The sequence below is a fragment of the Litorivivens lipolytica genome, assembly GCF_014191715.1.
GTDB classification, from domain to species: Bacteria; Pseudomonadota; Gammaproteobacteria; order Pseudomonadales; family Spongiibacteraceae; genus Litorivivens; species Litorivivens lipolytica.
Genome location: NZ_JACHWY010000002.1, coordinates 450,169 through 463,408 on the forward strand (window position 1 = coordinate 450,169; position 13,240 = coordinate 463,408).

General features: G+C 52.8%; 11 protein-coding genes and 1 tRNA gene. 8 read left to right on the forward strand and 4 right to left on the reverse strand.

The annotated features are described in order from the left end of the window. The first annotated feature begins 4 nt into the window (after positions 1-4). The 3 genes from FHR99_RS10430 (at position 5) to FHR99_RS10440 (ending at position 4,136) form a co-directional block, all read left to right on the forward strand. A complete protein-coding gene (locus tag FHR99_RS10430; protein ID WP_183410594.1) occupies positions 5-1,621 on the forward strand; it encodes a right-handed parallel beta-helix repeat-containing protein in 1,617 nt (538 codons plus the stop codon). Positions 1,622-1,861: 240 nt separating this feature from the next. Then, the gene (locus FHR99_RS10435) at positions 1,862-3,010 is read left to right on the forward strand and encodes a glycosyltransferase family 2 protein (protein WP_183410595.1); all 1,149 of its coding nucleotides are present in this window, start codon (positions 1,862-1,864) and stop codon (positions 3,008-3,010) included. Positions 3,011-3,092: 82 nt separating this feature from the next. Next, positions 3,093-4,136 (forward strand): SDR family oxidoreductase, encoded by a 1,044-nt coding sequence (locus FHR99_RS10440; protein ID WP_183410596.1) that lies wholly within the window; start codon positions 3,093-3,095, stop codon positions 4,134-4,136. Positions 4,137-4,174: 38 nt separating this feature from the next. Here FHR99_RS10440 and FHR99_RS10445 read toward each other — a convergent pair whose 3' ends face one another. Next, positions 4,175-6,424 carry a hypothetical protein gene (locus FHR99_RS10445; protein WP_183410597.1) on the reverse strand — a complete coding sequence of 750 codons (2,250 nt, stop codon included), beginning with the start codon at positions 6,422-6,424 and terminating at the stop codon, positions 4,175-4,177. Between the two features lie 495 nt (positions 6,425-6,919). On the opposite strand from FHR99_RS10445, the gene FHR99_RS10450 reads away from it, so the two are divergent. The 3 genes from FHR99_RS10450 (at position 6,920) to FHR99_RS10460 (ending at position 9,135) form a co-directional block, all read left to right on the forward strand. Beyond that, complete coding sequence (locus FHR99_RS10450; protein WP_183410598.1) at positions 6,920-7,420, forward strand: ATP-binding protein; 501 nt, start codon at positions 6,920-6,922, stop codon at positions 7,418-7,420. Between the two features lie 186 nt (positions 7,421-7,606). Further along, positions 7,607-8,497: a sensor histidine kinase gene (locus FHR99_RS10455; protein ID WP_183410599.1), complete on the forward strand. Its 891-nt coding sequence runs from the start codon at positions 7,607-7,609 to the stop codon at positions 8,495-8,497. Further along, positions 8,494-9,135 carry a response regulator gene (locus FHR99_RS10460; protein ID WP_183410600.1) on the forward strand — a complete coding sequence of 214 codons (642 nt, stop codon included), beginning with the start codon at positions 8,494-8,496 and terminating at the stop codon, positions 9,133-9,135. The genes FHR99_RS10455 and FHR99_RS10460 overlap by 4 nt, the downstream gene beginning before the upstream one ends. Positions 9,136-9,168: 33 nt before the next feature. Here the strand turns inward: FHR99_RS10460 and FHR99_RS10465 are convergent, their stop codons facing one another. Continuing rightward, on the reverse strand, positions 9,169-9,882 hold the full coding sequence (locus FHR99_RS10465) for a winged helix-turn-helix domain-containing protein (protein WP_183410601.1): 714 nt from the start codon (positions 9,880-9,882) through the stop codon (positions 9,169-9,171). A 402-nt stretch (positions 9,883-10,284) separates the two neighbouring features. Between FHR99_RS10465 and FHR99_RS10470 the strand changes: the two genes are divergently transcribed. Beyond that, positions 10,285-10,361, forward strand: a tRNA-Met gene (locus FHR99_RS10470). A gap of 73 nt (positions 10,362-10,434) precedes the next feature. Here the strand turns inward: FHR99_RS10470 and FHR99_RS10475 are convergent. Beyond that, entirely contained in the window at positions 10,435-11,643 is a 1,209-nt protein-coding gene (locus FHR99_RS10475) for an autotransporter outer membrane beta-barrel domain-containing protein (RefSeq protein ID WP_183410602.1), read from the reverse strand. Between the two features lie 220 nt (positions 11,644-11,863). On the opposite strand from FHR99_RS10475, the gene FHR99_RS10480 reads away from it, so the two are divergent. Beyond that, on the forward strand, positions 11,864-12,346 hold the full coding sequence (locus FHR99_RS10480) for a Dps family protein (RefSeq protein ID WP_183410603.1): 483 nt from the start codon (positions 11,864-11,866) through the stop codon (positions 12,344-12,346). 60 nt (positions 12,347-12,406) lie between these two features. Here the strand turns inward: FHR99_RS10480 and FHR99_RS10485 are convergent, their stop codons facing one another. Further along, positions 12,407-13,201 carry a tyrosine-protein phosphatase gene (locus tag FHR99_RS10485; protein ID WP_183410604.1) on the reverse strand — a complete coding sequence of 265 codons (795 nt, stop codon included), beginning with the start codon at positions 13,199-13,201 and terminating at the stop codon, positions 12,407-12,409. Between the last annotated feature and the right edge of the window lie 39 nt (positions 13,202-13,240).

Consider the following 13,240-nt stretch of genomic DNA (forward strand, 5'->3'; position numbering starts at 1 on the left):
CGCCGTGGCTAATCGCAATCATTCTCTGTTGCGACGCTTTGCCCTTGCGACCTGGACATTGGCTGCGCTCTCTCTGCTGGCCTCGCCTGTGCCAGATGCTGAGGCAAAGCGACCCGCTCTGCCAGAGCGGCAAGCTGCGACCACCGCGATTTCACCCGGAAACATTATCAAGCTCAGCGCCGGGCAGGATTTCCAGGACGCACTGAATACAGCGTCGCCCGGTGATGTCATCCTGCTCACCGCAGGTGCAACATTTTCCGGACCGTTTACGCTACCCGCAAAGCCCGGCACGGACGAAACAACATCGCGCTGGATTACCATACGCTCCAGTGCCAGCCCGCCGATGCTGCCCGAAGCCGGGCAACGGGTTTCGCCCGCTCACGCTGGCGCGATGGCAACACTGACGTCATCGCGCGGCGCCATAATCAGCACACAGCCCGGAGCACGTTTCTACCGTTTTATCGGTATAAAGTTCACGCCGGCATCGTCTTCTGACGGTGTTTGGCTGAAAGAGTTGGTCAGGCTCGACAATCACACGCTATCCAGCCCCTGGCGCAACACAGTTCCGCAAGCCCGGCACTTTATATTTGAGCGCTGCTACTTTCACGGTGACGCTCGGGTAGGTACGCGCCGGGGGGTCGTTCTGAATGCAGGCAGCACCGCAATACTGGACTCCCATTTTTCCGACTTCAAAATACGCGGTGAGGATTCTCAGGCAATTGTTGGCTGGAATGGCACCGGGCCCTACCTGATACGCAATAACTATCTCGAGGCCGCAGGCGAAAATATTATGTTTGGCGGTGGCGATCCTTCGGTCGAGAATCTTGTACCCAGTGATATTACGATCACAGGCAACCATCTGACGAAACCACTATCATGGCGGTCATCGGATCGCTGGACTATCAAGAACCTTCTGGAGCTTAAAAATGCGCGCCGGGTACTGATTCAGGGCAATCTACTGGAATACAACTGGCCACAGGCACAGAACGGATTTTCGGTACTGTTTACTGTGCGCAATCAGGATGGCAGTGCCCCCTGGTCGACGGTCGAAGACATTACCTTCAGCCACAATATCATTCGCCATGTCGCCAGCGGTATCAACATACTCGGGCACGATGATCACCACCCCAGTCAGCAGACCCGTCGGATTTTGATACACAACAATGTGTTTTACGATATCGGCGGCGACTGGGGTGAAGGCCGCCTGCTGCAGCTTCTTGAGGGCGCAGCCGATATCTCATTTACACACAATACTGCGCTGGTTAGTGGCAATGTGCTTACCGCCGAGGGTCGCCCAAATCCGGACCTGATCTTCACGCGGAATATCGTCAGCCACAATGCCTATGGCATCGTCGGGCGCGATAAGTCTCCAGGAAGCGCGAGTCTGGCCTTCTACTTTCCGAATGCTCGCATCAACCGCAACATCTTCATTGGTGGATCAGCGCGGTTTTACCCCGGCGACAACTACTTTCCGAAAACGATCACTCGCGTTGGCTTTGCTGACCCCAAGTCACACGACTATCGCCTCGCGGAAACAGGAGTGCCGGATGCAGGTGCGTCAATTGCCGAGCTATGCGGGTTCATATCGAACGCCGACAAGCCGGTTTTCTGCGAACAATAAACGCTCGCTACATATTCTTGCGCTCGCAAGAGAAAACACTCCGGGTAATCGGAATCACTAGAGGAGGAATCATCTCATGATGATCAAGTCCCTTTTATTGCTCATGGTATCACTGGGTGCAGGCTACCTTGCTGTTGGAACCGACCTGCTAAATCAGGGCATGTGTTTAGTCAGTGGCTGATGTGCGAGGGGCGCTATCGGCGCCAACCCTTTTTTCTCACTTGCTCTGCAGGCAACGCGATGAACTCAATCGAGACAAGCCTAGCTACCTTGATAACAATCGTTGTCTACACCTACGTACTTTACCCATTATTACTTGGCCTGGTGGGCCGCAGGTGCAACGGAAACTTGCAGGCTGTGCCTGCTATCCCCAGCGTTAGCATACTGGTAGTGGCGCATAACGAGTCGATGTGTATCGCGCAGCGGTTGGAGAATATTTTTTCGCTTGCGTATGACTTGAACAAACTGGAGGTCGTCGTCGCCTCCGACGGCTCCACCGACAATACCGCGGAGATTGCCTCCGGCTTCAGCCAACGAGGGGTAAAAGTGATTGCATTTCAAACCAATCGCGGCAAGCCCACGGTTCTGAACCGGATTGTCCCGACACTCAAAGGCGAGATTGTTGTGCTGCTTGACGCTAGGCAAACTCTAGAGCCTGATGCCTTGCCGATAATCACTGAAGATTTTGGTGATAAAACTGTGGGAGCGGTTAGCGGTGAGCTGGTATTTGCGGCACCCGACAAGGACCAAGGCCAAATGGCAGGCACTGGTCTTTATTGGCGCTACGAAAAATACATTCGCTTGAATGAAAGTCGGATTGATTCGGTTATTGGTGCGACCGGGGCTTTCTACGCCTTTCGCAAAGACTTGTTTGAGCCAGTACCGGACGACACACTGATAGAGGATGTGCTGATCCCCATGACAATCACGCGCAGGGGATACCGGGTAATTTTCAAGCAAGGTGCGACCGTTTACGACGCTCTGCCTTCTGCTCCCGAAACAGAATTCAGACGCAAAGTCCGCACAATCGCAGGTAATTTCCAGTTATTCCACAGGCATCACTGGCTGTTAAACCCAGTCAAAAACCGCTTGTGGATTCAGACAATATCACACAAGGCTCTGCGGCTGGTGATCCCGGCCTGTCTGGTGGCTATTTTTGCACTTAATGCTGTGCTGCTGAGCGGGCCCATATATCAGGCAATGTTCTCGCTACAGCTGTTGTTCTACAGCGCCGCTGGCGCCGCTCATTTATGGCCCTCACTACGTAGCAAATCTCCGCTAGTATCCCTGGCCTATACCTTCTGCTTGCTGAACTGGTCAACGGTTGTCGGGTTTTACCGCTACATTCGCGGTCAGCAACGCGTTACCTGGCGCAGCCAACGCGCCTAGGCAATCGCCTTTATTCACCGTTGGCAAACCATAGAGTCGTTTCATTCGCTGTATCACATCTCACTGGAGAGGGAGGTTCACCATGACAGCATCAGCCAGGCGTGAATGCCAAACCGCAGGAGAATCATCGAAAAATGGCCTCAGGACGCTGGTCACCGGAGGCGCTGGATTTATTGGATCACACATTGTCAGGCACCTGCTCGCCAGGGGCGATGAAGTCATTGTGCTCGACAACTTTTCCACCGGAAAGCGCGAGAACATCGAAGACCTAGATATCACACTTATCGAAGCAGACATTCGCGACATTAATGCGGTTAAAGAATCCGTCCGGGAGGTGGATACCGTTTTTCATCAGGCTGCTTTGTGCTCAGTTGCACGCTCAGTCAAAGACCCCATTAGCACTCACAGCGTTAACGCCAGCGGCACACTGAATGTATTCGAGGCTAGTCGACTGGCCGGTGTGCGCCGAGTCGTCTATGCCTCGTCCTCATCGGTCTATGGCGAATCACAGACTCTGCCCAAGCGCGAGTCCATGCCTACTTCACCGCTGTCGCCCTATGCAGTATCAAAATTGTCGACCGAATACTATGGCGAGTTATATGGAAGAATGTACGGGCTGGAAACAGTAGGGCTCCGTTATTTCAATGTTTTTGGCCCACGTCAGGATCCGAACTCGGACTACGCTGCGGTTATACCCAAGTTTGTCAAAGCGTTACTGGAGAAAAAAACTATTCAGATGTATGGCGATGGGACGCAAACCCGCGACTTCACTTACATTGACAATGTGGTGCAGGCAAACCTGCTAGCCGCAATCAGCCCGACAGCACCGGGCCAGGCTATCAACGTCGCCTGCGGCAATGCGTGGAGCCTACTGGAGCTAGTAGCCACACTGGAAAGCATTACTCACGAGAAAACAGACATTATGTTCTGTGAGTCGCGGCCAGGTGATATCAAACACTCACTCGCGGCCATTGAAAAAGCTGAGGAAATACTGGGCTACAAACCTATAGTCCAGTTTGCACAGGGCATCCGCGAAACGCTGGACTGGTTTATACAGACTGGGTTGCCGACACTACAAACAAAACCACCAGTCATGGGTGAGCATGCTGGCAGTGTCTTTCGCTAGGCCGGTCGAAAAACCCAGCCGAGCTTGTCAGTAACGGGTTACTGGGTAACCGCCATCGACGCGCCGCGGACGATGCCGCCGACCGACAACAGTCGACTGTAAGCCCGCATTGGGTAGGCTGGCGTGTCCCCGCTAACGTAGATCGAGGTGCCATTGAGCACGTAGCTTACAACACCGTCGACGACGCTGATCCTGATCAGGTCACCGCAGTAAATCGCCATATCATCGGTGCGGCGCGCACCATTCTCTCGAACCGAGACATAGCCGGATTGTATTTCCAGCCCAAAATTGAGGTTAGACGCAGTCGTACCGCTTGACTCTGAGGATAAGCCAAAATATTGCGGCTTGTGACTGTCCATCACCCTAAGCTCCAGATAGGTATCACCCCGGTTGGCAACTTGCTGGGATACCGCACCTGCGTCGTCACATCCCTCACAGCCCAATGTTTTGATTAGGGTGTCGCCGTAAACCGCGGCATTAATCAGTTGATCCCAGATCACCTCGACCGGATCACCAACAACGTCAGGCTCCGGCGCGGCACTGCCATCGCCGAGATCGACAATCACCGCGTCGGAAACACTGCTGTCCATATCCAGTAAGGTTGTATAACCGTTCATCGGATAGGTGGGTGCCGTCGAACTGATGTAGAAAATCTCGGCGTTCACTGAATAGCTAACGACGCCGTCTATCACACTTATGCGAATCACATCACCGCTGCCTACTACGATATCTGCGCGATATGTGCCGTTTTCACGCACTTCGGCATAGCCTCCCTGTAGGCTTACTGCGAAGTCGATCTCCGTAGAGTCGGTACCGGATTCGGACACTGACAAGCCGACGTAGTGCAGTTTGTAGGGGTCTAGCACCGTGAACTCCAGATAGCCATCGCCGCTGCGAATCTGCTCGCTGGAAACCGCCCCGGCGTCGTCACAGCCATCGCAACCCGAGGTCTTGGTCAAGAGAGCTCCATTCAGTGAAGCATTGATCAGGTCTGTCCATACGCTGCCGTCGGGCTCTGGCTCAGGGTCCGGTTGTGGCTCAGGGTCCGGTTGTGGCTCAGGTCCCGGTTGTGGCTGGGGTTCGGGCTCGGGGGTAGGATCGGGAGACTGAGTTGCCTCCGCGGTCAGCAGATGGCTCGGCACCTTGACGAGGAATGCATCCAGGCGATCGCCACCCATATTGCTGGTCCACACGAAATACTGCCCGGAGACGTCGATGTTTCCTTTGGGTGCTTTGGCGTAGGCATCGCCGCCGCCAAAGGCATCTAGATTCGTCATGACCGGGGCGACCACCAGCGCCTCGTCGGCACCGTCGTGGCCAAAACAGATAATTTCATTGGCTCCGGCAGCATTGTTGTAGTTAACACTTGATCCGCAAGAGTATTGCTGCTCGGCAGCACCGGCTGTTGCATTGCCATGACTGACATGGGCTGGCGCAAAAACATTCCAATTTGCGTTGTGATAGACCTGCTTTCCCTGTAGTGGGCTATCACTAAACTTCCAGAGTTTGTTGCTGTTGGCATCGCTGGCGTAGTTGTCAGCAGCAATCATGTAGCCGTAACCCATATCGGAGTGGCCCGCTGCGCCGTCGCGATCCAGCAGAATTTTCTCTTCCCCGGTCTGCAAGTTGATGATCCGGTTGTCTTCGCCGTCGAGGCCATCCACGTCTTCCTTGATCAGTAGCCACTCACCACTTTTGTCGATCTGGCATTCATCGTAGCTACCCTGACTGGCAAAAAATGTGAAACTCGCGTCTGACTCCGAATAGACCATGCAGCCCAGCGACGCATAAGTATCGGAGCTTTTAACGGTGGCAGAATGAATTCTGTCATCGGCACTGGAATGGAACTGGTGGAGGTAATGTCCACTCCCCATATGATCCGCCACCGAAAACACGATATGAAAGGTCTTGTTCACCACATCAAAGCGCTGAAGACTCGCACCGTTATTGACATACAAACTGTAGGGCTGGGTAGCACTAAAGTACCAGCCCTCTCCAGTCGCCCAGCTCAGACTGTTTGATTCAGGGAACAGTGGCCCGAGATTTGTCACTTGATCGGTCACCTTGTTGTATTCCAACAGGGATGGCCCGGCGCCGCCGCGGGTTCGGTCCATGCCGACAAAGATCAACATGGTATCTTGGTTGACATGATTATTAATATTGTTCCAGTAGGAATAGCCCACGTAATTGATGCAGTCTGCGCTGTTACAATCGCTGCCGTTCGTCAGCCTGACACCAACGGTGTCGTAGGGTGCGGGAAAGGTGAACGCTCCGCGTTCCGGCAACATCGATTCAATCTGGGATCGGCTCAAGATTGCGCGAGGCTGAGCGGAACTTGGCTGTTCGAGAAATCCTCCAGGGAAGTCACTTGCTGATGCAAAGGCGGAAAGGCTTAGCAAAAAATTAAATAGTACACGCTTCGTATAAGTGTTTTTCATTCGGATGCTCCACAACTTCAAAACTACTGTTGGATATACCGTCTGCCATATGGCCGGCGCGAACATCCGAAGTCGTCTATTTATACAGGGGATTTACTGTAGATATGTATCGATCATGTAACGACTATCTAACAACAGCTTTCGATGTGATGAATAGGGCAACCGTTCCGTGAACTAATGCATGATTTGCGCGACCGCAGCGGTGGATATAGCCATGTTTATTCGTTGACTAATAGGATGTATACCCGATGGGCGGCGTCCTCGGAGAGACGGTAGCATCACACCGAACTATCGAAAAACGTAGCACAAGATTAACGACAACTACGGATGCTAAGAGGGGATATTATGAGAGCGCTGAGAATCAGTGAAGCTGACCGTTCTGTAAGCAACGTGGCTTCGTTAAATCATCGCGCGACGTTTGACCTGCCGTATTCTTCAGTCAAAAGCGATCCGATCGCCATACTGGTTTGGGAGACTGATGATATTGTCATCGCCCGACAAGCTGGTCGTCGGCTTGGCAGTAAGCTTGGTTGCTCAGACAGCAAAATTGCGCTGATAACCACGGCTATCTCCGAGCTGGCACGCAATATGATTCTGTATGCCGGGCAGGGTGAGCTCAGTGTGTCTTCAAGCTTTCTTGGCAATTCAAAAGCCGTTCTGATTACTGCGCAGGACGATGGTCCAGGGATCGACGATCTCGATTCTGCTCTGGCTGGAGGCTACTCTACCTCAGGAGGTATTGGCCTTGGCTTGAGTGGGCTGAGTCGAATTTCGGACAAGTTTGAAATTTACTCCGACGCTAACGGAACTTGCGTAAAAGTTACATTTCGAGCCGATACCATATAAGAAAATCGCCTTAGCGATTCAACCGTAAGACGATCTAATTTCTAGCCAAATCTGAGTGATTAAAATATGCTCACTGTGTGTTAATGTCTTTGGGCTAGAGTCAGAAAACTGTAACACTCACTTATCCTAGTGATAACAAATGACTCTAACATTTTATCACGCCTTCTAACTCCATGGACGAGTGTTATGAAGTATAAACGTACAGCACAGCAGGGGGCAGGAGTAGCCCCGTGTTTTCACTCCGACTTCGCACCGGTAGAGCCCAACGGTCGTATTACATACGAAAACTTCGAGAAGTTTGACCGGCCACTTGATCGACGTCGTCTGCCCAACGATGCAAGCTCCGACAGGTCGCGCTTCTTTCATATTCACCTTGGAGAGCTCGATTTTATTCGGCGCGCGATCGCGCCCAGGACTCGAGATGCCGATGAGGATGATCCAAACAATTTACTAACTGCACTCTACGAAGCTCAGGAGGAGTCTGCCCGCCGTGTGGCGCAAAGACTACACGATGATGCTAGCCAGATGTTGGCGGTTGTCTATTTGGAACTTGCAAAAATTAAACAGCAATGCGTTGGGGAGCTTGCTGCTAAAGTTGAGGGCGTCGAGGCGTTGCTTGATGACGTCTGCGAACAGATTCATGGTCTTTCTCACGAGCTGCATCCCCCAGCTCTTTCACATCTAGGTCTTAGTGCTGCATTGGATTTTCTTGCCGAAGGCTTGAGTCTGCGCTCCGCGCTTACGGTCTCTATTGTCGGCGATCTGGAAAGACTCGATAGTACACTCGAAATCGCGTTGTACCGGGTTGTACAGGAGGCACTGTCCAATGTTGTTCGTCATGCCAATGCTACCCAGGCCGAAGTGAGACTCTGGACCGAACCGGAGCGGGTATGTTGCAGCATCACTGACAATGGCGCTGGTTTCCAAGTGCCGGGTGAGACAACCCACACAACTCACGGGCTGGGTCTTCTCGGCATTTACGAACGGGTCACCGCGCTAGGCGGGCGATGCGACATCATCTCATGTCGCCGAAAAGGTACCCATTTCACCGAGATCCAAGTAGAACTACCACTATGAAAAATGGAAAAATCGATGTTGTCATTGCCGACGATCATCAAATGTTTCGTCAGGGTATCAAGACCATACTTGAGTCCGAGCATTTCGATGTCGTTGGCGAAGCCGCTGACGGTCAAGATGCAATGCGTCTGGTCAGAAAGTTTTCACCATCGCTGGCGTTGCTGGATTTCAGAATGCCACAGCTAAATGGTATTGATGCCGCGCATGAGATTCAGCGTCTGTCACCGCACACAAAAGTGATACTGCTAACCATGCACGATGATGAGCAATTTGCACTAGATGCGCTAAAAAGTGGGGTCCGGGGTTATATCCTTAAGAGTCAGGCGGCAAATGAACTGATTTACGCCGTCAGCGAAGTGCTCAAGGGTGCGGTGTATCTTAGCCCGGGTATCTCGGAGGGAGTTGTCAATGCCTTGTTGTCGAAGAAGGATACGCCAGACGAAATTTTGACGTGTCGGGAAAAGCAAGTGCTGCAATTGATCGCCGAGGGACGGACCACAAAAGACATCGCAGATCTCTTGCATCTCAGCGTCAAAACCGCGGAATCTCATCGTTCCCATATCATGCAACGACTGGACATCCACAACGTTGCTGGCCTTGTTCGTTACGCCATTAGGCAGGGGCTGATCGATGCCTGAAAAACACTGAATAAAATGCCCATCGGTAAAAGACTAGTGCCGCAACCAGTCTGGCGACACTTTAATTCGGTAACCCACATTGCGAACCGTCACGATACTATCCGCTGATCCCCCCAGCTTTTGCCGTAAACGACTCATGTGAACATCCAGTGTACGTGATTCGACAGAGCACGCCCGCTTGTAGCCCCAGACTTTCTCCAGCAGCTCTTCGCGCGTAAGCACACGCCCTTCAACTTCCATCAATTCCTGCAGAATGCGGTATTCCGTCTCTGTCAGATCAATCGGCTGCCCGGAAACATACACCACCCACTGCTCTGGTACCATTTGGATTGTGCCGGCCTTCAATATGTGCTGCTGCTCGTTACGCTGCGCCTGCGGTGTCAGCATGATTTTATCAAGCAATTCAGACTTGCCAAATGGCCATAGAAGGTAGTCATCCGCACCGACATTCAGTGCGAGCACTCGCTCAGACGGTACATCAATCGTACTGAGTATAATGATTCTCACTGCAACCAGATTGAGTTCCGATCGGATGAATTTGCACAGCCGCATACCACCCATGTCAGGAAGGGAACTATCCAGCAGGATAAACGCGGGTTTGACATGCGACAGCAATCTGATGGCTGAGTCAGCACTCGGTGCGATGAGAATATCAAATCCCGCCTCAGACAGGGCCGACTCCAGGAAGTGGCTCAGCTCCTCATCACCGACTGCGATTAGTACGGCTTGCGCCAGTGTCTTATTCACTCGGAGTCCGTAGCTTGGATATCAGTCCAGATATGGTAGCGGGGCCAATCTGCCCCAACAAACAGGTACATACCCGATGGCGGCCTAGGGAATACCCTATTTATCAAGTCGGGCCGAAGGGATCGCCTTCAGCCAGGCACCGGCTACAGGCGACATCATGGGTGTAGTGGAGTGGGTTTGCTAAAGCGCCTTCTAGGCTGGGCTGGCCAATTTTTGGGCAGCCGCTCTGAAAGTGATATTGATGAAAAATCAAACACTAGCAGCAATGGCGAGATGATCTTGCACCGACGCGGCATCCAAGACTGATTAATTCCCGAAGGGCTGTTGCATTCGCCGGATCGGCTCCCTATAATGCGCAGCCTCGGTTGACGGACTCACTGTCATTGACCGGAACAGTTTTGATGCGGGGTGGAGCAGCTTGGTAGCTCGTCGGGCTCATAACCCGAAGGTCGTAGGTTCAAATCCTGCCCCCGCTACCAAAAAAGCAAAGGCGGATCAGTAGTTTACTGATCCGCCTTTTTTATTGCCGGTATTCCGGCGATTTTTCTGTTTTTACAGTTCTTTTCTAACCCCCAGCGCACTTTGGTATTGATCGTATTCGCTGTGACCAAACAGTTGGTTGTAGGTTAGATAGGCTGACCAGCCGTGGCTGAATTGCAGTATTGCGCCGACCCCGCCCTGAAAATAACTCTGATCCGGTTCTTCACCTTCGATCTCAAACGTAGAGCCTGACGTGTCGCTGACAAAGCCGGCTTTTATGCTCTCATCCTCCCGGTCAAATTCGCGGAAGTAGTGCAAGCTCGCCTGCAAGCTGAGTAAGCCCCAGTCGGTTGAGACCGGAAAATGAAAGTCGCCACCTGCCGAGAATAGTGAGGACGTTTGGGTAAACGACTCATAGCGCATGGCCAGTCCGCTGTTGTTGTCATCATCTTCCCGGTAGCTGTCGGTTTCTGTGCGCGAGTACTGCCAGGAAACCTGTGGCGAGAAAGTCGCTCTACCGTGGTTGTAGTATCTACCGGTGCGCAGATGCAGTGTCTGCAAGTCGCCGCCAACATCGGCGGAGGTATTAACCCGGATATGAGATGTGCGGCTGCCGGGCTGAAAAACGCTGTTGCGCTCAAAGTCATGGTCAATATCGCTGTAACCGAGCGCCCCATCGACAAAAACACCGTTCTTTGCAGAAAAGCTCACGAAGCCGGTCAGGCCGAGGGCGTCGCTTTCGTAGCGGCCGGCTCGTGTCAGCGCAGGGAACGCTCCTTGCGGTGCCAGCGCATCAAACTCCAGCTCGCTGCGTTGAACAGAGAAAATCAGCCCCGACACGAGCGTTTCGCTATGGCGGTAATCAAAAGTGATGGCCAGTTGCTCGGTATCGGTGGTGTAGCCTCGTTCACCGTTGGTGCCGTCGCGGTTGTCCGATTCGATCTCACCAAACCCTGCCTGAGCGGAAATGCTTAAGGGGCCAATCTTCGCCAACTGCGAGCTCAGCGCGTTTTTTTCTGCCTCTTCACTGAGCAGGGCAGCATCGCCGGCGCTGAGCATATGGCTCGGTGTTAGCGAAGATTCACTATCGCCCGACAGGTTGGCTGCTTCGGTGTTACAGCGCGCTTCAAATTGACTGCCCGAGGGTGCACTGGTGCAAGCTTGCTGATAGAAGTTTTCGAATGCTGGATTTGCTGCCAGCGCAGCGTTGGTGCTGGTAAGCAATGTTGCGCCGAGCAGTGTCTGCCCGGTTACCGCCGTTATTTTTCTCCCCCAAAACATAACAGCTTCTCCTAATTGTTGTTATTTACGCTTTAAACATAACGCACTGGGGGCAAATGGCAATATTGCCGTGAGATAAACCGTTTGGGCGTTACACTCGTAAGCATTGGTAATTGATTAAGGCGGCCTATTGAATCGATAGAAAAGATTCATTTTTTCTATTGTGCTTGGTCGCCTAAGGTAAGAGGTAACTTCGAAACCGCATCAGCAAGGAGGAACTATGCGTAACACAGCCCCTGCAATTGATATTGGCATCGAGAAGAAAACCCGTCAGGACATTGCGCAAGGCTTGAGCCATCTGCTCGCCGACGAGTACACCCTGTACCTGAAAACCCACAACTATCATTGGAATGTGAAGGGGCCGATGTTTAACACGCTACACAAGATGTTGGAAGAGCAGTATCTTGAGTTGGCCCCGGCGATCGACGACATCGCCGAGCGTATTCGTACACTGGGTGAGTACGCGCCGGGTTCTTACAAAGAGTTCGCGGAACTGTCTTCTATTGAAGAGGCATCAGGTAAGGAAGACGCGGAAGAAATGATTCGCGAGATCGTACTGGCGCGTGAAGCCGTTGTTCGCACTGCGCGTAAACTGCTGCCGACGGCCGATGAAGCGGATGATGAACCGACAGCAGACCTGCTAACTCAGCGCATGCAGGTGCACGAGAAAACGGCGTGGATGATGCGCAGTCTGCTGCAGTAATTTGTACGAGCTGAGAACGAGAAGCCGGGCACTTAGCCCGGCTTTTTTATGTTTGAACGTTTATTCTGTGTAGCGATGTTTGAGCAGTTCGCGTTCCGCTTTGCCGATGCCCAGCTCGCCCGAAAGGTAGGTGTCGACAGAGTCGTAATGTTCTTCAATGGCGCTGAAGGCGGCGCTTAGATATTCCTCGCGGGTATCCATCAAGGCCTGATAGGCGCTTAAATCTACGTCTCTTGAGCTGTCGGTGTACTTGCTGGCAAGGTATTCCAGCTCACCCTTGGGTGGGTAGTACTGGGCGGTAAGCAGGTAGTCTTCCATGATGGTGTCACGCGGTACGTCCAGCGCTGAGAGAATCAGTGCCGCAGCAAAACCGGTGCGATCTTTGCCCGCCGAGCAGTGAAACAGAAAACCGCCGTCCTCGGTCTCAAGCAGCAGCTCAAACATACGGCGATAGGTCTGGGTCTGTTTCAGGGCCAGCTCGCGATTAATCAGCACCATCCACTCAAACATTTGCTCACCGCTTACCGAGTTAAAGTCGGTCATGGCGATGGAGCGGGTGTGGTCGCCCGGTGAAATAGCGAGGTTGTGAATGGCCGCCTCGGCAAAATCGCCTAGGTCGGTAATGTCCTGCAGGTATTCGTCTTCCCGGCGAAAGTCGCAGATCACGCGCAGATTAAACTGCTGCAGTTGGGCTTTGTCGCGGGCGGTGAGAGATGACAGACGGCCGGCGCGAAAGATGCGGCCCCAGCGGGTAGTACTGCCGTCGAGGGTTTCATAGCCCCCGAGGTCGCGGATATTGGGGGCGCCTTCGAGGTCGAGGCGGCGTTGAAATTCGATTTTCTCTTTTACACTCATGGTCGCGGTCAGTCTCTTTAACAGCCCACTAGTGTACCG

Coding starts and splice junctions, on each gene's coding strand:
- FHR99_RS10460 (WP_183410600.1), top strand. CDS start 8,494: ATGAAAAATGGAAAAATCGATGTTGTCATTGCCGACGATCATCAAATG.
- FHR99_RS10475 (WP_183410602.1), bottom strand. CDS start 11,643: ATGTTTTGGGGGAGAAAAATAACGGCGGTAACCGGGCAGACACTGCTC.
- FHR99_RS10485 (WP_183410604.1), bottom strand. CDS start 13,201: ATGAGTGTAAAAGAGAAAATCGAATTTCAACGCCGCCTCGACCTCGAA.
- FHR99_RS10480 (WP_183410603.1), top strand. CDS start 11,864: ATGCGTAACACAGCCCCTGCAATTGATATTGGCATCGAGAAGAAAACC.
- FHR99_RS10450 (WP_183410598.1), top strand. CDS start 6,920: ATGAGAGCGCTGAGAATCAGTGAAGCTGACCGTTCTGTAAGCAACGTG.
- FHR99_RS10455 (WP_183410599.1), top strand. CDS start 7,607: ATGAAGTATAAACGTACAGCACAGCAGGGGGCAGGAGTAGCCCCGTGT.
- FHR99_RS10440 (WP_183410596.1), top strand. CDS start 3,093: ATGACAGCATCAGCCAGGCGTGAATGCCAAACCGCAGGAGAATCATCG.
- FHR99_RS10435 (WP_183410595.1), top strand. CDS start 1,862: ATGAACTCAATCGAGACAAGCCTAGCTACCTTGATAACAATCGTTGTC.
- FHR99_RS10445 (WP_183410597.1), bottom strand. CDS start 6,424: ATGTTGCCGGAACGCGGAGCGTTCACCTTTCCCGCACCCTACGACACC.